Annotated in this window: 22 protein-coding genes and 1 tRNA gene; 12 read left to right on the forward strand and 11 right to left on the reverse strand. The window is 69.2% G+C overall.

The features are described 5' to 3' along the window. The first annotated feature begins 547 nt into the window (after positions 1–547). A complete protein-coding gene (locus FE811_RS15145; RefSeq protein WP_139293896.1) occupies positions 548–778 on the forward strand; it encodes a hypothetical protein in 231 nt (76 codons plus the stop codon). On the opposite strand, the gene truA is transcribed toward FE811_RS15145, so the two are convergent. The 3 genes from truA to FE811_RS15160 form a co-directional block, all read right to left on the reverse strand. Next, on the reverse strand, positions 771–1,577 hold the full coding sequence (gene truA, locus FE811_RS15150; protein WP_116223037.1) for a tRNA pseudouridine(38-40) synthase TruA: 807 nt from the start codon (positions 1,575–1,577) through the stop codon (positions 771–773). The genes FE811_RS15145 and truA overlap by 8 nt on opposite strands. Positions 1,578–1,579: 2 nt before the next feature. Further along, the gene (locus FE811_RS15155; protein WP_116223036.1) at positions 1,580–2,563 is read right to left on the reverse strand and encodes a 5-bromo-4-chloroindolyl phosphate hydrolysis family protein; all 984 of its coding nucleotides are present in this window, start codon (positions 2,561–2,563) and stop codon (positions 1,580–1,582) included. A 297-nt stretch (positions 2,564–2,860) separates the two neighbouring features. After that, positions 2,861–2,934: transfer RNA gene (locus FE811_RS15160), tRNA-Gly, on the reverse strand. Between the two features lie 86 nt (positions 2,935–3,020). Here FE811_RS15160 and FE811_RS15165 point away from each other — a divergent pair. Beyond that, complete coding sequence (locus FE811_RS15165) at positions 3,021–4,469, forward strand: TrkH family potassium uptake protein (RefSeq protein ID WP_072461046.1); 1,449 nt, start codon at positions 3,021–3,023, stop codon at positions 4,467–4,469. On the opposite strand, the gene FE811_RS15170 is transcribed toward FE811_RS15165, so the two are convergent. Further along, positions 4,466–5,917, reverse strand: coding sequence for a peptidoglycan-binding protein (locus tag FE811_RS15170; protein WP_244295370.1), 1,452 nt, complete (start codon positions 5,915–5,917; stop codon positions 4,466–4,468). The genes FE811_RS15165 and FE811_RS15170 overlap by 4 nt on opposite strands. An 86-nt stretch (positions 5,918–6,003) precedes the next feature. On the opposite strand from FE811_RS15170, the gene FE811_RS15175 reads away from it, so the two are divergent. From FE811_RS15175 to glmM, 8 genes are all read left to right on the forward strand, one after another. Then, positions 6,004–6,954 carry a glycine--tRNA ligase subunit alpha gene (locus tag FE811_RS15175; RefSeq protein ID WP_036750389.1) on the forward strand — a complete coding sequence of 317 codons (951 nt, stop codon included), beginning with the start codon at positions 6,004–6,006 and terminating at the stop codon, positions 6,952–6,954. Next, positions 6,951–7,433 (forward strand): DUF6446 family protein, encoded by a 483-nt coding sequence (locus tag FE811_RS15180; RefSeq protein ID WP_011746884.1) that lies wholly within the window; start codon positions 6,951–6,953, stop codon positions 7,431–7,433. The genes FE811_RS15175 and FE811_RS15180 overlap by 4 nt, the downstream gene beginning before the upstream one ends. Beyond that, the gene (gene glyS / locus FE811_RS15185; protein ID WP_116223035.1) at positions 7,433–9,568 is read left to right on the forward strand and encodes a glycine--tRNA ligase subunit beta; all 2,136 of its coding nucleotides are present in this window, start codon (positions 7,433–7,435) and stop codon (positions 9,566–9,568) included. The genes FE811_RS15180 and glyS overlap by 1 nt, the downstream gene beginning before the upstream one ends. Before the next feature lie 160 nt (positions 9,569–9,728). Continuing rightward, positions 9,729–12,290, forward strand: a complete 2,562-nt coding sequence (locus FE811_RS15190) for a putative PEP-binding protein (RefSeq protein ID WP_116223034.1) — start codon at positions 9,729–9,731, stop codon at positions 12,288–12,290. 308 nt (positions 12,291–12,598) lie between these two features. Next, positions 12,599–13,057: a cell wall hydrolase gene (locus FE811_RS15195; protein ID WP_240540279.1), complete on the forward strand. Its 459-nt coding sequence runs from the start codon at positions 12,599–12,601 to the stop codon at positions 13,055–13,057. Positions 13,058–13,148: 91 nt separating this feature from the next. Then, on the forward strand, positions 13,149–13,931 hold the full coding sequence (locus FE811_RS15200; protein WP_116223033.1) for a dihydroneopterin aldolase: 783 nt from the start codon (positions 13,149–13,151) through the stop codon (positions 13,929–13,931). Between the two features lie 45 nt (positions 13,932–13,976). After that, entirely contained in the window at positions 13,977–14,939 is a 963-nt protein-coding gene (folP, locus tag FE811_RS15205) for a dihydropteroate synthase (RefSeq protein WP_116223032.1), read from the forward strand. A gap of 19 nt (positions 14,940–14,958) precedes the next feature. Continuing rightward, on the forward strand, positions 14,959–16,302 hold the full coding sequence (glmM, locus tag FE811_RS15210; RefSeq protein ID WP_116223031.1) for a phosphoglucosamine mutase: 1,344 nt from the start codon (positions 14,959–14,961) through the stop codon (positions 16,300–16,302). 180 nt (positions 16,303–16,482) lie between these two features. Here glmM and FE811_RS15215 read toward each other — a convergent pair whose 3' ends face one another. Both FE811_RS15215 and dksA read right to left on the reverse strand, forming a co-directional pair. Beyond that, complete coding sequence (locus FE811_RS15215) at positions 16,483–17,661, reverse strand: FAD-dependent oxidoreductase (RefSeq protein ID WP_255469742.1); 1,179 nt, start codon at positions 17,659–17,661, stop codon at positions 16,483–16,485. Then, a complete protein-coding gene (gene dksA / locus FE811_RS15220; protein ID WP_036750287.1) occupies positions 17,648–18,070 on the reverse strand; it encodes an RNA polymerase-binding protein DksA in 423 nt (140 codons plus the stop codon). Before dksA ends, FE811_RS15215 begins: the two co-directional genes overlap by 14 nt. 161 nt (positions 18,071–18,231) lie before the next feature. Here dksA and FE811_RS15225 point away from each other — a divergent pair, with 161 nt between their 5' ends. Beyond that, complete coding sequence (locus tag FE811_RS15225; protein WP_116223030.1) at positions 18,232–19,071, forward strand: MoxR family ATPase; 840 nt, start codon at positions 18,232–18,234, stop codon at positions 19,069–19,071. Then, the gene (locus tag FE811_RS15230; protein WP_116223029.1) at positions 19,068–19,508 is read left to right on the forward strand and encodes a GNAT family N-acetyltransferase; all 441 of its coding nucleotides are present in this window, start codon (positions 19,068–19,070) and stop codon (positions 19,506–19,508) included. Before FE811_RS15225 ends, FE811_RS15230 begins: the two co-directional genes overlap by 4 nt. Positions 19,509–19,556: 48 nt before the next feature. On the opposite strand, the gene FE811_RS15235 is transcribed toward FE811_RS15230, so the two are convergent. The 5 genes from FE811_RS15235 to odhB all read right to left on the reverse strand — a co-directional run. Further along, positions 19,557–20,051, reverse strand: a complete 495-nt coding sequence (locus FE811_RS15235) for a lytic transglycosylase domain-containing protein (RefSeq protein ID WP_116223028.1) — start codon at positions 20,049–20,051, stop codon at positions 19,557–19,559. A gap of 147 nt (positions 20,052–20,198) precedes the next feature. Next, a complete protein-coding gene (gene lpdA / locus FE811_RS15240) occupies positions 20,199–21,593 on the reverse strand; it encodes a dihydrolipoyl dehydrogenase (protein ID WP_036750277.1) in 1,395 nt (464 codons plus the stop codon). Positions 21,594–21,643: 50 nt separating this feature from the next. After that, complete coding sequence (locus FE811_RS15245; protein WP_036750274.1) at positions 21,644–22,036, reverse strand: MAPEG family protein; 393 nt, start codon at positions 22,034–22,036, stop codon at positions 21,644–21,646. After that, a complete protein-coding gene (locus tag FE811_RS15250; protein WP_036750271.1) occupies positions 22,036–22,293 on the reverse strand; it encodes a hypothetical protein in 258 nt (85 codons plus the stop codon). Before FE811_RS15250 ends, FE811_RS15245 begins: the two co-directional genes overlap by 1 nt. A gap of 144 nt (positions 22,294–22,437) precedes the next feature. Further along, positions 22,438–23,208: 2-oxoglutarate dehydrogenase complex dihydrolipoyllysine-residue succinyltransferase (odhB, locus tag FE811_RS15255; protein ID WP_140848055.1), on the reverse strand; the 771-nt coding region annotated here is incomplete at its 5' end.

A 23,208-nucleotide genomic window follows, 5' to 3' on the forward strand; every position in this document is an offset into this window, starting at 1 on the left:
GGCATCTGCATCTGGGGATGCCCACCTTGCCCGAACTCTGTTTCAGGATCGAGAACCGGGGCGATCTTGAGCAGGCGAGCCCTGATCGATGGGCAATGGGGGGCGAATTGGACCACCTCTGCCGGGCAAGGCGGGTGACCGGGGCGGCAGCGGGACCGACAACCGGCTCCCGCATCGACGCGGTTCTGCGGCTGGCGCGTCGCGTGTCGCGACCTGCCGCCGGAGCCGGGGCGCTGGAAGAGCGCCTGCACTCGATTCCGCCGCGGGCCTCGCGCCAGGGTGTGGGGTTGTCTTTTCAAGGAGTTGAGAGCCGATCTCCGTCGATCGATGCCCCGATCTCAAGGGTCCATGCCGATGCGATCTCGCAGATGGTGCCGCGGCGGGCTGACCACGAGAGTTCATGCCGCGGTGGATGCACCCTGCCCGGCAAGGTTCCCAGTGACGCCTAGCCATGGCGCCGGTAGCCCGCAGGCCAAGGGATTGCTCTGCGGCCTGGCCGGCCCCTGCCAAGCCATCGCCGATGCCGGATGCGGCAGGGATTTGCCGGATGCGGCAGGGATTCCTGCGCCGGTTCATTTTTGGCGATCTGCGCGCCACCGCAGCCGGGCTGGAAGGCACCCCCCCGGCCGGAGTCTCCGTAAGAAGCGCCGCACGGTGGCATGTTTTCTTAAACCGGATCAAACCCTTCCGCCGCATCGCGCCCCGCTGCGAGGAAACCGTCGCCTCGTCAAAGGCATTCCCCGACAGCGCCGGCGCAATCGCATGGTTTCCTAAATGAAGGCGCCGGCTTGGTTCAGCGCCTCGGGGAAGGGCGGGGTGCCATAGCCGACCCCGGTCAGGTAAAGCCCCTGCGGCGGGCAGACCGGCCCGCAGGCGGCGCGGTCGCGGGCGGCCAGCGCCTCGGCCACGCGTCCGGGCGGCCAGGCGCCGGCGCCGACCCGCTCCAGCGTGCCGACGATCGAGCGCACCTGGTTGTGCAGGAAGGACCGCGCCCGCAGGGTGAAGCGGTATTCGCGGCCCTGCGGGATCGGGGTTTCCTGGATGGTCAGCTCGTCCAGCGTCTTCACCGGGCTCTGCGCCTGGCACATGGTCGAGCGGAAGGTGGTGAAATCGTGCCGGCCCAGCAGATGCGCCGCGCCCGCGCGCATGGCGGCCAGGTCCAGGGGGTGCTGCACCTGCCAGGCGCGGCCGCGGTCATGGGTCAGCGGCGCGCGGCGCGCGACCAGCCGGAACAGGTAGCGCCGCTCATGCGCCGAGAAGCGGGCGTGGAAGTCGTCCGCCACCCGCGCCGCGGCCAGCACGGCGACGGGGGCGGGCTTCAGGTGCCAGTTCAGCGCCTCGGACAGCCGGAAGGGATCCCAGTCGCGCTGCAGGTCGGCATGCGCGACCTGGCCGGTGGCATGGACCCCGGCATCGGTGCGCCCCGCCGCGGCGATCCGCGCCCCGGCCGTGAAACCGGGATCGAGCCGGCCGAGCGCCGCCTCGATGGCGCCCTGCACGCTGGGCCGGTCGGCCTGGGCCTGCCAGCCGGCAAAGGGTCTGCCGTCATATTCGATCAACAGGGCGAAACGGGGCATGGCTAGCGGCGCGGCTTGTCGGATTCGCGCGGGATCAGCAGGTCGTCGAGCGTCATCGAGCGCGGCAATTCGGCGGGCTCGGCGGGCTCGGCTGGCGCGGGCCGGGGCCGCACGCCTTCCCGTGCCAGCCGGTCGCGCAGCACGCCGATCTCGATGTCCAGGTCGCTGCGGCCGCCTTCCAGCAGCTTGGCGCTGCGGGCGGCAAACTCGGTTTCCAGGTCGTCCAGCAGCGTCTCGTAATCCCGGCGCGCGCGCGGGTCGCGGGTCTGGGCGTAGAGGTCGGCGAACTTGACCGTCGCGTCGCGCGCGCCTTGCAGGTAGACGCTGAGATAGCGGCGCAGGGCGGCGATGGTGTCGGGATTGTCCTCGACATGGGCGAAGAGTTCGCGCGCGGTGGCGGCGAACATGCCGACACGGGCTTCGAGCCGGCGGTCGCCACTGCGCAGGATGGCGTCCTGCATGGCCTTCAGATGCGCCTCGCCCTCGGCGACGATGCGTTGGGCGCGGTCCTGGCGGACGCCGTCGATGCCCTCCATGCCCTTGTCGCGCATCGGGTCGCCGCCGAAGGCGAGCCAGTGCAGCATGGCCCCGGCGACGCCGATCACCCCGGCGCCGGCCTCGGCCCCCGGCACATAGGCGCCCAGGGCAAGGCCGAGCCCGGTCAGGATGCCGCCGAAGAGCTTGCGCGGGATCGCCGGGCGGTGGGCGATGCGGCGGGCGTCATAGGCGGCCTCGGCCTGCAGCCCCTGGCGTGTCATCCACATGCCCGAGGCGATGGTGCCGAAGGCGATCAGATGCAGGGCGAGCCCGGCCGGATCCTGCCAGAAGGCGCTGATGAGAAAGGGGGCCGCCATGATCGTGACCCAGCGCGTTCGCGATTCCAGCGGATGCCGGATCTCGCCCGGTGCGGGGCGCGCGGGCGGGCGCGGGCCGGGGCCGTCCGGCCGGGGCTGCGGCGAGAAGCGGCCGCCGAAACGCCTTGCCATCGCCGCGCCCTCAGCCCGCGCCCAGGAAGGAGGCATAGAGCGTCAGGCCCATCAGCAGAAAGAAGGACAGGCGCTGCATGGCTTTCCGGGACATGGGCTTCCTTTCGGCGCGTCGGGCAATGTTGCCCGCAGGATATAGGGCCTTGCGGGCGGGAACGGAAGGGCGCGGCGGTCGGGGGGCTCTGCCCCCCGCGCCTCATGCGCCCCTTGATGGGGCGCGTGAGGCGCTCCCCCCGGAGTATTTGGGAAACGGAGAAAGCCGGTTTCGGGCGGGCGGTGCGGCATGCGGGGAAGGGGTGGAGCGGGTGATGGGAATCGAACCCACGTATTCAGCTTGGAAGGCTGCTGCTCTACCATTGAGCTACACCCGCGTCGCGCCTTTCTATAGGGGGCGGCGCGGGTTCGTGCAAGCGTCGCGCGCTTGACGCCTGCGGGGCGGCGGGGCAAGCAGGGCGGCATGATCGATATCCGTCCCGTGGCCAATATCGTCGGCAAGGTCGTCGTCACGCTGGGGACGGCGATGGCGCTGCCCATGCTGGTCGATTGGTGGCATGGCGACCCGCATTGGCTGATCTTCCTGGAATGCGGCATCCTGACCATGCTGGCCGGCGGGCTGGTGGCGCTGTCCACGCGGCAAAAAGACAAGTCGCTGACCATCCAGCAGGTGTTCCTGCTGACCGCGATGCTGTGGCTGGTGGTGCCGGTGGCCGGTGCGCTGCCCTTCATGCTGGGCGCGCCGCAGGCCAGCTTCACCGACGCCTATTTCGAGGCCATGTCGGGCGTCACCACCACCGGCACCACCGCATTCCCCGATCTCGACAACCTGCCCAAGGGCACCAACCTGTGGCGGGCCTTCCTGAACTGGGCGGGGGGGCTGGGGATCATCGTCGTCGCCATGATCTTCCTGCCGGTGATGAAGGTCGGCGGCATGCAGTTCTTTCGCTCGGAAGGCTTCGACACGCTGGGCAAGATCCTGCCCCGCGCCTTCGATATCGCGCGCGAGATGACCGGGGTCTACATCGCCATGACCGCAAGCTGCATGGTGGTCTATATCCTGCTGGGCATGAAGGGCTTCGATGCGCTGGTGCTGGCGCTGTCCACCTGTTCCACGGGGGGCTTTTCCAATTACGACGCCAGTTTCGCGCCCTTCATCGGGCCGGCGGAATATGCCGCCGCCTTCTTCATGATCCTGGCCTCGATCCCCTTTATCCGCATGGTGCAGCTGATCCGCGGCTCGGCCGAGCCGATCTGGCGCGACATCCAGGTCCGCGCCTATCTGCGCTGGACCTTCTATGCCATCGCGCTGGTGGTGCTGTACCGGCTGTTGTGGCTCGAGGCGAAGAACCCCTTCGACGTGATCCGCGAGACCACGTTCAACGTCGTCTCGACCTTTTCGGGCACCGGCTTCGCCTCGACCGACGTGACGCAATGGGGGCATTTCCCCTTTGTCGTGCTGATCGTGGTCGGGCTGATCGGCGGCTGCACCGGCTCGACCTCGTGTTCGGTCAAGGTGTTCCGCTATCTGGTGCTGTTCCAGGCGGTCAGGGCGCAGCTCAAGCGCATGCAGTCGCCGCACCGGGTGTTTCCGCTGCTTTATGGCGGCCGCCCGCTGGAAGAGGACGTGGTCGATTCGGTGATGGCCTTCTTTACCCTGTTCATTCTCAGCTTCGGCCTGCTGATCGTCGGGCTGGCGCTGACCGGGCTGCATCCGCGCACGGCGCTGACCGCGGCCTGGACCGCCATCGCCAATGTTGGCGTGGTCTGGGGGCCGGAGCTGACGCCCGAGGGGGCGGTGACGAATTTCCCCACCGCCTCGAAATGGCTGATGATCTGGGGGATGTATCTGGGCCGGCTGGAGTTGATCTCGGTGCTGGTGCTGCTGTTGCCGCGGTTCTGGCGCGGCTAGTCCTGCGCGATCGCCGGGGCGATGGCGGGCGCCTCGGGCCGGGCCTCGGTCGCGCCGGGGGCGAAGCGGGCCAAGTTGTCCGAGATCTCGGCCGCCAGCCGGTGCTGGTCCTGGGGGTCCGAGATCGGCCAGATCAGCACGAAGCCCTGCACCCGGCCGTCGACCACCCGGCCTTCGGCATGGCCGATATGGGTCTGGTTGCGCCCGTCCAGCGTGACGCTGCCGCGTTCCACCTTGCGCTCGGGCGCCGGCACCCAGCCGAGCGCGGTGACGAGGCCGGCGAGGTCCAGCATCTCTTGCTGGCCGCCGGGCTGCGAGAACAGGATCAGCGCCGCGCCCGAGCCGTCCTTGGGCCCATAGATCGACAGCGCGCGCTCGGCCCGGTCGAATTGCAGCTTCTCCATCGGCGCGGGCAGCATCAGGCCGGTATGGGCGTCGCGCAGCTCGGCCAGGCCCATCTCGGCCCGCCAGGCTTCGCGGCGGCGGATCAGTTCGGCCATGGCGGTCGCGGTATCGGGCGAGGCGCGCAGGCGCACGATTTCCTCGGCGATGGCGGCGCGGGTCTTGGGGCCGTCCTTGCCGTCGATGCCCCCGTCGTAATGGCCGGCCCAACGCAGGGCGCGCTGGATTTCCTCCAGCGGCGGCATGGGCACGGGGGCCGCATCCGGGGCAGGGGGGGCGCCCAGGTCCGGCACCTTGCCGATGATCGCGATCTCGCCCATCTCCTCGCCCGGCGCGAGGAAGGCGTCCTTGGGCACCGCGCCCGCATCCCGGAACGCCTGAAGCCAGGCGGTGCCGGTCGCCCGGTCCATCGGGCCAAAGCCGATGGTCAGCCGGCCGCCCGGCAGGGTCCACAGCCCGGCCTCGGGCAGGGTCTCGCGCCATTTCGCCAGCAATTCCTCGGCCCGCGCGCGGTCGGTGGTGGATTCGAGGCGCAGGAAGAACTGCTCGGGCGCGGGTTCGGGCTCTGCCAAGGCGCCGGCATCGGCGGTCGGGGTCGCAGCCTTGCCGGCCAGGTCGCCGGGGACGGGCTCGTCCCCTGCGGTCGCGGGCTGGGCCTGGGGGAAGGTCGAGGCATTGCCGCCGGGCGTCGTCGCCTGGGGATCGGCGGGGGGTTCGGCGGGCGCGGCGTCGCCGATCCGGGTCAGCTCGCGCCCCTCGGCGGCGGCCAGGAAGCTGTCGCCCGGCACCTTGCGCTGCAGCTTCAGCTGCTCCAGCCGCGCCGCCGCCTCTTCGCGCGGCATCGGGCCAAGCGCGATGCCGACCCAGCCGTCGGCCAGCGGGAAGGTCACGACATCGGGGAACTCCGCGCCCCAGTTCCGGGCGGTGGCGGCCGCGGCTTCCGTGCCGCGCTTGGCCTCGATGCGGATCACCACGTCCTCGGCCTGCGCCGCAAAGCCCAGAGACAGCGGCAGAGCCGCACCGATGACGAATGCAAAGCGCCGCATGGGCATGTCCCTCTCATTGACCCTGCGCCGCCCTCTGCCTAGAAGGCGGCAGACATTTCCTGCCAGTTATGCCGAAGGAAGCCCCGATGACCAGCCCAAAGGACAATCAGACGGCGAAACCCGTCTGCTTCCAGGACGTGATCCTGCGCCTGCAATCCTATTGGGCCGCACAGGGCTGCGCGGTGCTGCAACCCTATGACATGGAGGTCGGCGCCGGCACCTTCCACCCGGCGACCACGCTGCGCAGCCTTGGCGCCCGGCCCTGGGCCGCGGCCTATGTCCAGCCCTCGCGCCGGCCGACCGACGGCCGCTATGGCGAGAACCCGAACCGGTTGCAGCACTACTACCAGTATCAGGTCATCATCAAACCCTCGCCGCCGAACCTGCAGGAGCTTTACCTGGGCAGCCTTGCCGCCATCGGCCTGGACCCGATGATCCACGACGTGCGCTTCGTCGAGGACGACTGGGAAAGCCCGACGCTGGGCGCCTGGGGCCTGGGCTGGGAGGTCTGGTGCGACGGCATGGAGGTCAGCCAGTTCACCTATTTCCAGCAGGTCGGCGGGCATGACTGCCGCCCGGTCTCGGGCGAGCTGACCTACGGGCTGGAGCGGCTGGCCATGTATGTGCTGGGGGTCGAGCATGTGATGGACATGCCCTTCAACCCGCCCGGCAGCCCGATCCCGCTGAGCTACGGCGACGTCTTCCGCCAGGCCGAGCGCGAATATTCCCGCTGGAACTTCGAACAGGCCGATACGGACATGCTGCTGCAGCATTTCAAGGATGCCGAGGCGGAATGCGACCGCATCCTGGCCGCCGCGGACACGGACGGCGCCGGGCGGCGCATCCCGATGGCGCATCCGGCCTATGACCAGGCGATCAAGGCCAGCCACCTGTTCAACCTGCTCGATGCGCGCGGCGTGATCTCGGTCACGGAGCGCCAGGCCTATATCGGCCGCGTCCGGGCGCTGGCGAAACGCTGCGCCGACCTGTTCGTGACCACCGAGGCGGCTGGCGCGGTAGGGGGAGAGGCGGCATGAGCTCGGGCAAGATCGTCGCCTCGATGCTGGTGCTGGTGGCCGTCATGGCCGGCCTGGCCGTCTGGTATCTGCAGGTCTATGGCTTCTACGACCAGGTGGACGAGATCAGCGGTGCGCAGGACATCGTCGTCACCGATGCGCAGGGCGCCACCCATCCGGTCGCGGTCGCGGACTTCAAGGCGATCGACGCCACAAGCTCGCCCATCCGCTATCGCGCCTGCTTCACGCTGGACCCGGCCGAGCTGGCCGATGCCGCGCCCTATGCCGGTGCGACGCCGCTGAACGGGCCGGGCTGGTTCAAGTGCTATTCCGCCAGGGCGCTGACCGCCGACCTGGAATCGGGCGCGGCCCGCGCCGTGCTGGGCCAGGCCGAGATCCGCCCCGACGTGGACCGGGTGATCGTGGTCTATCCCGACGGCCGCGCCTTTGCCTGGCACCAATTCAACGACAAGACCCCCGAACGCGGAGTGATGGACTGATGCCCGACCTTCTGATCGAGCTTTTCTCGGAGGAGATCCCGGCGCGGATGCAGGCCCGCGCCCGCGAGGATCTGAAGAAGCGCGTCACCGACGGGCTGGTCGAGGCGGGCCTGACCTATCGCTCGGCCGGCGCCTTCTCGACCCCGCGCCGGCTGGTGCTGGCCGTCGAGGGGCTGACCGCGGAAAGCCCGACCACGCGCGAGGAACGCAAGGGCCCCCGCACCGACGCGCCCCAGGCGGCGCTGGAGGGCTTCCTGCGCTCGACCGGCCTGACCCGCGAGCAGCTGGAGGCGCGCGACGACAAGAAGGGCCAGGTCTGGTTCGCGGTGGTCGCCAAGCCCGGCCGTCCCGCCGCCGAGATCGTGGCCGAGGTGCTGGAGCGCACGATCCGCGACTTTCCCTGGCCCAAGTCGATGCGCTGGGGCGCGGGATCCCTGCGCTGGGTGCGGCCGCTGCATTCGATCATCTGCCTGCTCTCGGACGAATCCGGCGCCAGCGTGGTGCCGCTGGAGATCGAGGGCATCCGCGCCGGTGCCACCACCCGCGGCCACCGCTTCATGGCGCCGGATCAGATCACCGTCTCGGGCTTCGAGGACTACGCCGCCAAGCTGCGCCGCGCCCGCGTCATGCTGGACCCCGCCGAACGCGAGGCGGCGATCCGGCAGGAGGCGGCGAACCTCGCCTTCGCCCGCGGCTGGGAGATCGTGCCGGACGAGGGCCTGCTTTCCGAGGTCGCGGGCCTGGTCGAATGGCCGGTGGCCCTGATGGGCGCCATCGAGGACCGTTTCCTGTCCCTGCCGCCCGAGGTGCTGCAAACCTCGATGAAGGAACACCAGAAGTTCTTCTCGGCCCGCAATCCCAAGACCGGCCGCATCGAGGGCTTCGTCACCGTGGCGAATATCGAAACCCCCGACCATGGCGAGACGATCCTGAAAGGCAACCAGCGCGTGCTGGCGGCGCGGCTGTCGGACGCGGCCTTCTTCTGGGACAACGACCTGCGCGAGGCGAAAGCGGGCATGCAGGACTGGGCCGAGGGGCTGCGTTCGGTGACGTTCCAGAGCAAGCTCGGTAGCCAGGCCGACCGCATCGCCCGCATCGCGGCGCTGGCGCGCGAGATCGCGCCGCTGGTCGGTGCCGACCCGGACCAGGCGGAACAGGCGGCCAGGGTGGCCAAGCTCGACCTGCGCTCGGCCATGGTGGGCGAGTTCCCGGAACTGCAGGGCACCATGGGCCGCTATTACGCGCTGGCGGCCGGCCTGCCCGAGCCGGTGGCCGACGCCGCCCGCGACCATTACTCGCCGCTCGGCCCCTCGGACGCGGTGCCCTCGGCGCCGGTGTCGGTGGCGGTGGCGCTGGCCGACAAGCTCGACACGCTGACCGGCTTCTGGGCCATCGACGAAAAGCCCACCGGCTCGAAAGACCCCTTCGCGCTGCGCCGCGCCGCGCTGGGGGTGATCCGGCTGGTGCTGGTGAACGGGGTGAGGGTTGGGCTGCTCAAGCTACTTTCTGAAAAGTTAGAAACGCAACTGCACCCTATCTTTGAAAGCCAGGAGGAAAGAGGCGGTCTTGCTGTGGAAGAGCGGCTTAATCAGCGGGCAGCCGATAAAGCCTCTGACCTTCTCGCCTTCTTCCACGACCGCCTGAAAGTCCACCTGCGCGACCAGGGCATCCGCCACGACATCATCGACGCCGTGCTGGCGATGCCCGGCAGCGACGACCTCGTGCTGCTGGTCAACCGCGCCACCGCGCTGAACGACGTGCTCAAGACTGCGGACGGCACCAACCTGCTGCAGGGGCTCAAGCGCGCCGGCAACATCCTCGCCCAGGCCGAAGAGAAGGACGGCGTCGAATACAGCTTCGGCGCCGATCCGAAATTCGCCGAGACCGACGAGGAACGCAGCCTGTTCGCCGCCCTCGACAAGGCGGAACCGGCGATCCGCGAGGCGGTGCGGCTCGAGGATTTCCAGGCCGCGACCCAGGGCATCGCCAGCCTGCGCGCGCCCATCGACGCCTTCTTCGAGGCGGTGCAGATCAACACCGACAACCAGATCACCCGCCGCAACCGGCTGAACCTGCTCTCGCGCATCCGCGAGGCCGGCCGGCTGGTCGCGGATTTCGGCCGGATCGAGGGCTGACCCCCTTTTCTCCGTTGCAAAAATACTCCGGGGGGAGCGCCTCCGGCGCCCCGTCGAGGGGCGCAGGAGGCGCGGGGGGCAGAGCCCCCCGGCCCGCCGCACCACCTGCTGTTCTTCGCACTTGCAGCAATGCGCCGGCCATGCCTAATGTGACGGCATCATGACCGCGCTGACAGACCTAGGTGCCATCGTCGAAATCACCCCCTCGGCGGGGATCCAGACCGCACGCCACGGCTGGCGCGCGAAATGCCTGCAGCGCCTGATCCGCATGGAACTGCCGGTGCCGACCAGCTTCGCGCTGTCGGCCGAGGCGGTGCGCGCCATCGCCGCCGGCCAGATGCCCGACCGCGCCCGTCTTGCCGCCATCATCGAGCGCGCCGACGGGCTGGTCAGCGTGCGGCCCTCGGCGATGAACCCGGCCTGGGGCGGGCCGGGCACGGTGCTGAACGTGGGCATCAACCACGAATGCCACGCCCGGCTGGTGAAAAGCCGCGGCCAGGCGGCGGCGGATGCGATCTACCTGGGCTTCGTGCAATCCTATGCCATCCATGTCGCAAGGCTGGACCCCGACATGTTCTCGGACAGCGAGGGCGGGCTTGCCGCCGCCCTGCGCGCCTATGAGGACGAGACCGACGAGGAATTCCCCCAAGATCCGACCCGGCAGCTGGCCGAGGTGCTGCGCAGCATGGCGCGCGCCTGGGACGGGCCGACTGCGCGGCTTCTGCGCCAGGCCAAGGGCGCGCCGGCCAATGCGCCGCTGGGGCTGGTGGTGCAGGACATGGCGCTGGCCATCGGGCCGGGCGTCACCGGCTCGGGCACCATCCAGTTCATCGACAGCGTGACCGGCGCGCCGCGCCTGACCGGCCGGTTCCGCGGCCAGACCCAGGGCCGCTCCAAGGGCGAGGGGGCCGAGACGCTCTACCTGACCCGCGACCCGCGCGGCCCCTCGCTGGAGGAAGCGGCGCCCGAGGTCTTTGCCGATCTGGTCCGCTTCGGCGTCGCCGCCCGCGAACGCCTGCGCGAAGAGATGCAGATCGAATTCGTCGTCTCGGACAGCCGGCTTGCGATCATCGACGCGGTGCGGGTCAGCCGCAGCTCGCGCGCCAGCGTGCGAATCGCCGTGGCGCTGGCCCGCGACGGCATCATCCCGGCCGAAGAGGCGGTGATGCGGGTCGAGCCGCGGGCCCTGTCGGACCTGCTGCACCACCAGGTCGATCCGCGCGCGCCCCGCGACGTGATCGCCCGCGGCATCAATGCCAGCCCCGGCGCCGCCACCGGGCGCATGGTCTTTACCGCCGCCGCCGCCCAGGCCTCCGAGGCGCGGGGCGAGCGCTGCGTGCTGGTGCGCCGCGAGACCGTGCCCGAGGACATCCGCGGCATGCATGCCGCCGTCGCCGTGCTGACCGAGCGCGGCGGCATGACCAGCCATGCCGCGGTGATCGCCCGCGGCATCGGCCTGCCCTGCATCGTCGGCGCCAGCGGCATCTCGATCGACACCCGCGCCCGCACCATGCTGGTCGGCGGAAGGCTGTTCCACGAGGGCGAGGAGATCACCATCGACGGCACCTCGGGCGAGGTGCTGGCCGGCGCCGCCGAGATGCTGGAGCCGGCGCTGGACGAAAGCTTCACCCAGCTTCTGGAATGGGCCGACGCGCATTGCCGCATCAGGATCCGCGCCAATGCCGACACGCCCGAGGACGCCCGCACCGCCCGCATGTTCAACGCCCAGGGCATCGGCCTGTGCCGCACCGAGCACATGTTCTTCGACGACGAGCGCCTGCCGGCCATGCGCGAGATGATCTTCGCCGGCAAGCCCGAGGACCGGCGCCTGTCGCTGGAACGCCTCTTGCCGATGCAGCGCAGCGATTTCGCGGCGCTGTTCGAGATCATGGCCGGGCTGCCCGTCACCATCCGCCTGTTCGACCCGCCGCTGCACGAATTTTTGCCACATGACCGCGAAGGCATGCGGGAACTTGCCGAATCGCTGGATCTGCCCTTGTCGGACGTGACCCGCCGGGTCGAGGCGCTGTCGGAATTCAACCCGATGCTGGGCATGCGCGGCGTGCGGCTGGGCATCACCGTGCCCGAGATCTATGACATGCAGGCCCGCGCCATCTTCGAGGCCACCATCGAGGCCAGCCACAACGGCGACCCGGTGGTGCCCGAGATCATGATCCCGCTGGTCAGCGCCCGGCGCGAGGTCGAGCTGGTCAAGAACCGCATCGACGCGGTCGCCGCCGCCGTCAGGAACGAGACGCGCAAGGATTTCACCTATCGCCTGGGCGTGATGGTCGAGACGCCGCGCGCCGCGCTGCGCGCCGGCGACATCGCGGAACATTCGGCCTTCTTGTCCTTTGGCACCAACGACTTGACGCAGATGACCTATGGGCTGTCGCGCGACGACGCCGGCCGCTTCATGGGCACCTATGTCAACCAGGGCGTCTATTCCGAGGATCCGTTCCACATCCTCGACCGCGACGGGGTGGGCGAACTGGTCGCCATCGGCACCGAGCGCGCCCGCAGCCACAAGCCCGACATCACCATTTCGGTCTGCGGCGAACATGGCGGCAACCCCGAATCCATCGCCTTCTGCCTGCGGGCCGGGGTGAACTACGTTTCCTGCTCGCCCTTCCGGGTGCCGGTGGCGCGGCTCGCCGCGGCGCAGGAATCGATTCTCATGGGCCGGGAAGAGGCGGAATCGGCGGCCGGGACGGAGTCCTAGGACCAGCCGGTTTTGGCCGGAATCTGCCCGTTGGCCGTTTTGTCGTCGGCGGGTTTCCGCCAAAATCGTTTGATTTCAAGCGAATCGCGTCCCTCACGTCCATGTGGGCTGGATCGGCCCGCCTTGTTTCGGGCCTTTAACGCCAGACCGCCGCCCACGGGGCACCCCTCGGGCGGACCTTCCGACGAACCAGACCGGGCCGGGCCCGGACCGAAAACAGGACCAACATGTCGATTAGCAAGTCATGGCTGGCGCGCGTTTCCGTGTGTGTGGCTGTCGCCCTTTCCCCTGTCGCAACCACTCCGGCCATGGCCGACGGCAAGCACCAGGTCGCTTATGAAACCAAGTCCGGCCGCGCGACGCGCCAGGCGACCGTCCAGATCAATCCCGCCGATCTGCAATGCCTGTCCGAGGCGCTGTATTTCGAGGCCCGCGGCGAGGGCGTGCAGGGCCAGCAGGCCGTGGCCGAGGTGATCCTGAACCGCGTCGATCATCCGCGGTTTCCCAAGACCGTCTGCGGCGTGGTGAACCAGCGCGGCCAGTTCACCTATAACAAGAACGCCCGCATCCGCGAAAAGGGCACCTACGCCAGGGTGCAAAGGGTGGCCATGGCCGCCCTGGCCGGCGCGCCGCGCACCCTGACCAACGGCGCGACCTATTTCCACGCCCGCGGCGTCAGCCCCTCCTGGTCCAAGCGGTTCGAGCGCACGATTCGGATCGGCAGCCATACCTTCTACCGTTCGGACCGCCGGCTGGCCTCGAACTGAGGCGGCGACCCAGGGCGGCGACGCAAATCTGCCATGCCATGCGCGGCCCTGTCCCTTGCGGCGGGGCCGTTTTCCTGAAAACACGGGCGGCATGGACCAGCCTGACCGTATCCACCTGCGCGACTATATCCTTTCGGCCGAGATCGGCGCGTTCCAGACCGAACGCGGCCAGCCGCAGCGCCTGCGCTTCAACATCGACGTGGAACTGGCGACCCATGTCGTCGGCGTCAACGACGAGGTGGACCGGATCCTTTCCTATGACATCCTGACCGGTGCCGTGGCGGCCGGGCTGGCGGATCGCCGCTATGACCTGCTCGAGACGCTGGCCGAGAAGATCGCGGCGCAGATCCTGGCGCATCCGCGCGCGGCGCAGGTCTCGGTCACGGTCGAGAAGCTGGACCGCATCCCCGGCGCGCTGGGGGTGACGCTGGTGCGCCGCCAGGCGCGGGTCGAGGCCGACCAGGTCCGGGCGCCGATCCGGGTGGTCTTTCACGGCCGCGACCTGGCCCTGCCCGAGGGCGCGGTGGCGCTGGTTCCCGATGCGCCGGGCCTGCCGCTGCCGCAGGGCGGCAACCTGCGCGAGATCGCGCTGCTGGCGCTGGACCAGGCCGCCTGGGCCTTGGCCGGCCGCCTGGGGCTGACCGTGGCCGACAGCCGCACTGAGCTGGACTGGGCCGCGACCGAAGGCCGCGCCGTGGTCTGGGCGCCCGCGCGCATGGTGCGCGACGTGGCCGGGCTGGCGGCCGAGCCGCAGGCGCTTGCGCTGTGGCTGGCCGAGCGGCTGGGGGCAAGCCGCCTCGACTGGGCGCTGCCCGAGGGCGCCGCCCAGCCGGCGTTGCCGGCAGGTTTTTGCATTCCGACCGCACGTCTTTGATCTTCGTGCTTGAATCGGCCGTGCGCCGGCGTAGAGACGCAAGGCATGACCGATTACTTCCGCCCCATCCCATCTGAGACGGGCCGCTGGCAGCTGGCCGGCGGCTGGGTGCGTTTCTCGCAATGCGAGCTTTTGCGCCGCGGCGAGGCGCCGCGCGTGGTGGACAGCGCCCCGGATGCGGTGCTGGCGGCGCTGACCGCGCCCCGCGCGCCGCTGCTGGGCCTGTCCCTGGACCGGCCGCGCATCATGGGCATCGTCAATGCCACGCCCGACAGCTTCTCGGACGGTGGCGCCTATGACGGGGCCGAGCAGGCGCGGCTGCTGGCCGCACAGGGGGCCGAGATCCTGGACATCGGCGGCGAATCGACCCGGCCCGGCGCGCGCGAGGTGCCGGTGGCCGAGGAAATCGCCCGCCTCGCCCCCGCCATCGCTGCGGGCTGTGGCCTGGCGGCGATCTCGGTCGATACCCGCAAGGCCGAGGTGGCGCGGGCCGCCATCGCAGCCGGGGCGGGGCTGGTCAACGATGTCTCGGGCTTCGACTTCGACCCGGCCATGGCCGGGACGGTGGCCGCGGCGGGCGTGCCGGTCTGCCTGATGCACGCCCAGGGCATCCCCGAGACGATGCAGGACAACCCGAGCTATGGCGACGTGCTGCTGGACGTCTATGACGCGCTGGCCGAGCGCATCGCGCGGGCCGAGGCGGCGGGCATCCCGCGCGACAGGATCGTGATCGATCCGGGCATTGGTTTCGGCAAGACGCAAGAGCATAATCTGGCCATCCTGCGGCGGATCTCGGTCTATCACGGGCTGGGCTGCGCCGTGCTGCTGGGCGTGTCGCGCAAGCGGTTCATCGGCGGCATCGGCGGGGCCGAGCGGCCGGCGGACCGGGTGCCGGGGACGCTGGCGGTGACACTCTACGGGATCGCGCAGGGCATACAGATCCACCGCGTCCATGACGTGGCAGAAACAAGGCAGGGCCTCGCCCTCTGGCGGGCCGTGACCATATAGACAAGATGAGCGGGGCAAGATGAGCAGGAAACTTTTCGGCACCGACGGCGTCCGGGGCCGCGCCAATACCCATCCGATGACGGCCGAGATGGCGCTGCGCCTGGGTGCCGCCGCCGGCCGCTATTTCCGCCGCAACGGCGAGGATCACCACCGCGTCGTCATCGGCAAGGACACGCGCCTGTCGGGCTACATGCTGGAAAACGCGCTGACGGCGGGGCTGACCTCGACCGGCATGAACGTGCTGCTCCTGGGCCCGGTGCCGACGCCGGCGGTGGGCTATCTGACGCGGTCCATGCGGGCGGATGTCGGCATCATGATCTCGGCCAGCCACAACCCGGCGCAGGACAACGGCATCAAGTTCTTCGGCCCCGACGGCTTCAAGCTGTCCGACGAGGCCGAGGCCGAGATCGAATCCATCGTCGCGGGCGAGATCGTCCCGGCCCAGCCGCAGAACATCGGCCGCGCCAAGCGCATCGACGACGGGCGCGGGCGCTATGTCGAATATGCCAAGACCACCTTCCCCTCGGGCCAGCGGCTTGAGGGGCTGAAGGTGGTGGTGGATTGCGCCAACGGTGCCGCCTATCGCGCCGCGCCGGACGTGCTGTGGGAACTGGGCGCCGAGGTGATCCCGCTGGGGGTTTCCCCCAACGGGCACAATATCAACGACGGGCTGGGCTCGACCCATCCCGAGGCCTGCGCCCGCGCGGTGCTGGAACATGGCGCCGACATGGGCATCAGCCTGGACGGCGATGCCGACCGGGTGATGATCGTGGACGAAAAGGGCCAGGTGGCGGATGGCGACCAGATCATGGCGCTGCTGGCCGACCGCTGGGCGGCGCAGGGCCGGCTGCGCGGCGGCGCGCTGGTGGCGACGGTGATGTCGAACCTGGGGCTCGAACGCTTCCTGCAAAGCCGCGGGCTGCGGCTGGAGCGCACCGCCGTCGGCGACCGCTACGTGGTCGAGCGGATGCGCGGCGCAGGCTTCAACCTGGGCGGCGAGCAGTCGGGCCATATCGTGATGACCGACTACGCCACCACCGGCGACGGGCTGATCGCCAGCTTGCAATTCCTGGCGGCGCTGGCGGACAGCGGCTGGCGCGCCTCGGACCTGGTGGCGCAGTTCGAGCCGGTGCCGCAACTCCTCAAGAACGTGCGCTATGCCCAGGGTGCCGATCCGCTGTCCCAGGATAGCGTCCAGGCCGAGATCGCGCGGGCCGAGGCGCGGCTGAACGGCTGCGGCCGGGTGCTGATCCGCAAGTCCGGCACCGAGCCCTTGATCCGGGTCATGGCCGAGGCCGAGGACGAGACCGTGCTGCGTGAGGTGGTCGAGAACATCGTCGCGGCGGTCGAGAGGGCCGCCTGACCGTCTGCGCCATCGCCTTGGTGGCGGCGTCGGCGGGAGTATTTGAGAAACCGTGAAACAGGCCTGGGCGCGCCATGGGGGCGCGGCCCGGCATTTTCTCTGTTCCCCAAATACCCATGCGACCGTGCCGGCGTCGCTGCCGTATGGGTATTTGGGGAACAGAGAAGTTCGGGTGCCCGGCTAAAGGGCCGTCGGGTCGTGGTCGTAGAGCCAGGCGAAGCGCTCGATCAGCCGGGTCGGGGCGAGGCGCGAGACGGCGCGCAGCCCGGCATGGGCGACCGCGCGGGTCGGGCCGCGCAGGTGATAGTTGCGGGCATTGGCATTGGCCGCCTCGACGATGCGTCGGCAGCGCGGCTGGCGCAGCGTCTGGAACCGCGCCAGCGCGGCTTCCTGGTCCGGGCCCGCGTCGAGGCAGGCGGCCAGCACCCAGGCATCCTCGATCGCCATGACCGCGCCCTGCGCCATGAAGGGCAGGGTGGGATGGGCCGCGTCGCCGATCAGCGCCCGCCGGCCGTCCTGCCAATGCGCGGCGACCGGGTGGCGGAAGAGGCCCCAGATGCCGACCTGCTCGACCCGGTCCAGCCAGCCGGGCACCGGGCCGCCGAAGCGGGCGAAGGCGGCGCGCAGCTCGGAGGGCTCGCCGAGGATGGACCAGCCTTCCTCCTGCCAGTCCGGCCGTTCGACCACGGCGACGATATTGCGCTGGCCCTGGCCCAGCGGATAGCTGACCAGGTGCCGGCCCGGTCCCATGAAGACCTGCGCCACCGGCGCGGCATCGGGTTCGGCCGGGATCAGCGCGCGCCAGGCGGTCTGGCCGGTGAAGAAGGGGGTTTCGGGGCCGTTCAGCACCGCGCGCAGGCGGCTTTTCACCCCGTCCGCACCGATCAGCAGCGGCACCTCGGGCAGTTCGGCGACGTCATGGCCCAGTTCGATGCGGGCGCCGGCTTCGCGCGCGGCCTCTTCCAGCAGGGCGACCAGCCGCGCGCGATGCACGAGGCGGAACGGATCTCCGGGGCGATGCCGCGCCAGGTCCAGCCGCGCCACCATGCGGCCGGTCGAATCGCGCAGCTCGACCCGTTCGGAGGGCAGCGAGATCGCCCGGAACCGCGATTCGAGCCCCAGCGCCGCAAGGACCCGGCAGGCATTGGGCGAGATCTGCAAGCCTGCGCCCACCTCGCGCAGGGCGCCGGCGCGTTCCAGCACCGTGACCTCTGCCCCGCGCTGCGCCAGGGCGCAGGCCGCGGTCAGGCCGGCCACGCCTGCGCCGATGATGGTGACGGGGTGATGCTTCAGGCCGGACATGGCGCCCTTGGCTGCGAAAGCGGCCCCCGAAGGGGCCGGCGGGTCAGTCGTCGCGATGCACGCGCTCGCGCCGTTCGTGGCGTTCCTGCGCTTCCAGCGTCATGGTGGCGATGGGGCGCGCGTCCAGCCGCTTGAGGCTGATCGGCTCGCCGGTCATTTCGCAATAGCCGTATTCGCCGGTCTCGATGCGGCGCAGCGCGGCGTCGATCTTGGTCACCAGCTTGCGCTGGCGGTCGCGGGTGCGCAGTTCCAGCGAGCGGTCGGTTTCCTCGGAGGCGCGGTCGGCCAGGTCCGGCACGTTGCGGGCGCTGTCCTGAAGACCTTCCAGCGTTTCCGCGGATTGGTCCAGAAGTTCCTGCTTCCATGCGATCAGCTTGCGGCGGAAATACTCCAGTTGCCGTTCATTCATGAAAGGTTCGTCTTCGGCGGGGCGATAATCTTCGGGCAGAAAGGTCTGGGCTTTCATCGTTCCTCCGGGAGCCGGGCGACTGGATGCCCGATCCTTGGCGCCCGCATAAAGTATGGCAGACCAATTGTCACTAGCCCATTCCGACAGGTTTTCCTCGGCGGCTTGCGAAGCCGGCGGGTGCTGGCTAGGGTCGCGCAGATTGCGCAAAGGACAGGCGAATGCAGTTTTCATCGACCGAAACCTATGTGGCTCCTGCCGACCTGGCCATGGCCGTGAACGCGGCGATCACGCTGGAGCGCCCGCTGCTGGTCAAGGGCGAGCCGGGCACCGGCAAGACCGAACTGGCGCGCCAGGTCGCGGCCAGCCTGGACCTGCCCATCGTCGAATGGAACGTGAAATCGACCACCCGCGCGCAGCAGGGGCTTTACGAATACGACGCCGTGTCGCGGCTGCGCGACAGCCAGCTGGGCGAGGCGCGGGTTCACGACATTTCGAACTACATCCGCAAGGGCAAGCTGTGGCAGGCCTTCGAGGCGCCCGGCAAGGTGGTGCTGCTGATCGACGAGATCGACAAGGCCGACATCGAGTTTCCGAACGACCTGCTGCAGGAACTCGACCGCATGGAGTTCCATGTCTACGAGACCGGCGAGATGGTGCGGGCGCGGCACCGGCCCGTTGTCATCATCACCTCGAACAACGAAAAGGAGCTGCCCGACGCCTTCCTGCGCCGCTGCTTCTTCCACTACATCCGCTTTCCCGATGCCGAGACGCTGAAGCGCATCGTCGACGTGCATTATCCGGGACTGAAGCCGCGGCTGCTCGATGAGGCGCTGAGCCAGTTCCTGGAACTGCGCGAGGTGCAGGGGCTGAAGAAGAAGCCCTCGACCAGCGAACTCCTGGACTGGCTCAAGCTGATCCTGGCCGAGGATCTGGCGCCCGAGGATCTGCGCCGCCCCGCCGGCGAGATGCTGCCCAAGCTGCATGGCGCGCTGCTGAAGAACGAGCAGGACGTGGCGCTGTTCGAGCGGCTGGCCTTCATGGCGCGGCGGCAGCGATGATCCGCGCCCTGCGTCCCGATGACCGCAAGGGCTGGCAGCGGCTTTATGAGGGCTACCAGGCCTTCTACGGTTTCGCGGACCGGCCGCCCTCGTTTTACGACCGCGCCTTTGGCAGGCTGATGGCACGCGATCCGCGCGATTTTCACGGGCTGGTGGCCGAGGCGGACGGCCGGCTGCTGGGCCTGACGCATTACGTCTTTCACCCGAACCTGTGGCGCGACGAGGGGGTCTGCTATCTGCAGGATCTGTTCACCGCCCCCGAGGCCCGCGGCCGCGGCATCGCCCGCGCCCTGATCGAGGGCGTCTATGCCGAGGCCGATCGCGCCGGCATTCCCGCCGTCTACTGGCTGACGGCCGAGGACAATTATCCGGGGCGGATGCTCTATGACCGGGTGGGGCAGAAGTCGCCCTTCATTCGCTACAACCGCAAGCTGTAATGCAAGGGGCGGCCCGAAGGCCGCCCCCGCGATCTTCTGTCCCTCGCCTCAGCGCAGGCCGGTGGCTTGCAGCAGGCCCTTGCGCTTGGCCTCGTAGTAATAGCCGCGGGAATACCATTTCACCGCGGCGTCCTTGTTGCCGTCGGCGACCATATAGGCGCCGCGGAGGTATTTGACGCCGTACTTCAGGTTCGTCTCGGCATCCAGCAGCCCGGCGGGCTGGCCGCGATAGCCCATGCCGCGCGCGGTGGCGGGCAGGATCTGCATCAGCCCGTAATAGGGGCCGTTGCGGGCGCCCGGCCGATGGGTCGATTCGCGGATGATGACGCGATGCACCAGGTCCACCGGCACGTCGTATTCCGCGGCGTATTTGTTGATCAGCCGGCGCAGTTCCAGCGTCTCGTTGGGGTGCAGCGCGGCGACCTGGGCCGCCGAGGCGCGGGGTTCGACCAGATAGCGGCGGTCGGGATCGACCCGGTTGTCGCCGCAGGCGCCGACGGCCAGCGTGCCGGCCAGCGCCAACAGTCCGATAATGGATTTCATGACTGCCCCTTGTCTTTTCATTGACCAAGGGATTAGCCGCAGCTGCCAGAGTCGGGGAAATCAAAAGAAAGGACCGCCCGGTTCAGGGGCGGTCCGTCGGCGGAAACCCGCCGCAGCGCAGCGGCGGTTTCGGTGGCGATCCGCCGATCAGGCGTGGATCGCGCCGTCGCCGCAGGCCAGGGCGGCCTCGCGCACCGCTTCCGAGCAGGTCGGATGCGCGTGGCAGGTCAGCGCGATGTCCTGGGCCGAGGCGCCGAATTCCATCGCCACGCAGACCTCGTGGATCATCTCGCCGGCGTTCGGGCCGATGATGTGGCAGCCCAGCACCCGGTCGGTCTCGGCATCGGCGATCATCTTGACGAAGCCCTCGGCCTGGAACAGGGCCTTGGCGCGGGCATTGCCCATGAAGGGGAACTTGCCGACCTTGACCTTGCGGCCGCTTTCCTTTGCGGCTTCCTCGGTCAGGCCGACCGAGGCGACCTCGGGCGTGGTATAGATCACGCCGGGGATCACGTCGTAGTTCACATGGCCATGCTTGCCGGCGATGACTTCGGCCACCGCCATGCCCTCGTCCTCGGCCTTGTGGGCCAGCATCGGGCCGGGCACCGCGTCGCCGATGGCATAGATGCCCTTGACGCTGGTCTGCCAATGCTCGTCGATCTGGACGAAGCCGCGGTCGGTCAGCGCGACGCCGACCTTGTCGAGGCCAAGCCCGGCGACATAGGGGCGGCGGCCGGTGGCGACCAGCACGCATTCGGCCTTGATCTCATGCTCGCTGTCGTCCTTGCGCAGCTTGTATGTGACTTCGGCCTTGCCCTTTTCGACCTCGACCTCGGACACTGCGGCGCCGAGGACGAATTTCAGCCCCTGCTTGGCCAGGATCTTCTGGAACTGCTTTTGCACCTCGCCGTCCATGCCGGGGGTGATGGCGTCCAGGAACTCGACCACCGTCACCTCGGCCCCCAGGCGGGCATAGGCCGAGCCCAGCTCCAGCCCGATCACCCCGGCGCCGATCACCACCATCGACTTGGGAATCTTGGGCAGGGACAGGGCGCCGGTCGAATCGACCACCACGCCGGCGGCGTTGTCGACCTCGACCCCCTTCAGGCTGGCCGGTTCCGAGCCCGAGGCGATGACGATGTTCTTCGTCTCATGGATCTGGTCGCCGACCTTGACCTTGCCGGGCGCCTCGATGCTGGCCCAGCCCTTGAGCCAGTCGATCTTGTTCTTCTTGAACAGGAACTCGATGCCCTTGGTGTTGCCGGCGACCGTTTCGGCCTTGTAGCCCTGCATCTTTTCCCAATCGACCTTGGGCTTGGCGCCCATCAGGCCCATCTTTTCGAAGTTCTCGTGGGTTTCGTGCAGCATGTGGCTGGCATGCAGCAGCGCCTTGGAGGGGATGCAGCCGACGTTCAGGCAGGTTCCGCCCAGCGTCTCGCGCCCCTCGACGCAGGCGACCTTCAGGCCCAGCTGGGCGGCGCGGATCGCACAGACATAGCCGCCGGGACCGGCGCCGATCACGATCAGGTCATAGGTGGACATTCGGGTCTCCTTGCAGTTCGCGGCGCCTTTCGCGGTGCCGCCCGTTCGATTCAGGTGAATAAGGCGATCAGGATCATCGTCAGCGTGGCGACGAACCCCACCCCCCAGATGACCGAGCGCCAGGGCGACCAGCCATAGGCATAGGCGGGAACATAAAGCAGCCGCGCCAGCAGGTAGCTCCAGGCGCAAAGCACGGTCAGGGCCGAGCCGGCATCCGAAAGCACTACCAGCACGACGGCGATGGTAAAGAGGATCAGCCCCTCGAAATGGTTGTCCACGGCGCGGCGCAGGCGGCCGGTCAGGGCGGAAAACTCGGGCTGGCGGTCGCGCGGGCTGGCGTTCCACTTCGCGCCGACATCGCGGTTCATCGAGGCGGCGGCCAGGCCGATCTGCACGGCTTGCAGCAGCGCGGCCAGCGCCAGGGCGGTGGTCTCGGCGGCCATCAGGCGGTCTCGACGAAATGGAATGCGGTGGCCGAGACGCCGGCCTGGCTGTTGAAGACGCCCGCGGCGCCTTCCAGGTAAGCCTTCGCGGCGGCCGCGTCCCCGACCTGGAACAGCGCCCAGGCGCTCTGGTCGCTTTCGCGCCACAGTTGCAGCAGCGACAGGCCGTTATTGCCGCGATCCTCGGCATCCGCGTCGAAGGCGGCGCGGAAGCGGGCGTAATCGGCGATGCTGTAATGGGCGATCATCTGGGTCATGGAAGACTCCTCCGTTTCGGCCCGGCTTCCCGTCGGGATGAGCGGCAAGGCGGCCCCGTGCGGGTCAACGGGAACAGGCCGGAAAGAGTTGCGCGGCGCCTTGGGCTGGCCGGGGGCGGGCCTGCCGCCCCCGGAAGGCAGGGATCACAGATCCATCAGCAGGCGGCGCGGATCCTCCAGCGCTTCCTTGACGCGGACCAGGAAGGTCACGGCGCCCTTGCCGTCGACGATGCGGTGGTCGTAGCTCAGCGCCAGATACATCATCGGCCGGATGACGATCTGCCCGTCCACCACCACGGGGCGGTCCTGGATCTTGTGCATGCCCAGGATGCCCGATTGCGGCGGGTTCAGGATCGGCGAGGACATCAGCGAGCCATAGACGCCGCCGTTCGAGATGGTGAAGGTGCCGCCCTGCATTTCCGCCATGGTCAGCTTGCCGTCGCGGGCGCGCAGGCCCAACTCGGCGATCTCCTTCTCGATCCGGGCGAAGCTCTTCTGGTCGGCGTCGCGCACCACCGGGACCACCAGGCCGTTCGGCGTGCCCACCGCCACGCCCATGTGGACGAAGTTCTTGTAGACCACGTCGCCGCCGTCGATCTCGGCATTGACCTCGGGCACTTCCTTCAGCGCGTGGCAGCAGGCCTTCACGAAGAAGGACATGAAGCCCAGCTTGACCTTGTGCTTCTTCTCGAACTGGTCCTTGTAGGTGTTGCGCAGGTCCATGATGCCCTTCATGTCCACCTCGTTATAGGTGGTCAGCATCGCGGCGGTGTTCTGCGCGTCCTTGAGCCGGCGGGCGATGGTGGCGCGCAGGCGGGTCATCTTGACGCGCTCCTCGCGGGCGGCGTCCTCGGCGGAACTCGGCGCGCGCGGCGCCTGGGCGGGGGCCGGGGCGGGCGAGGCGGCGGCAGGGGC

Source organism: Paracoccus sp. FO-3 (assembly GCF_006386455.1).
Lineage (GTDB): Bacteria > Pseudomonadota > Alphaproteobacteria > Rhodobacterales > Rhodobacteraceae > Paracoccus > Paracoccus versutus.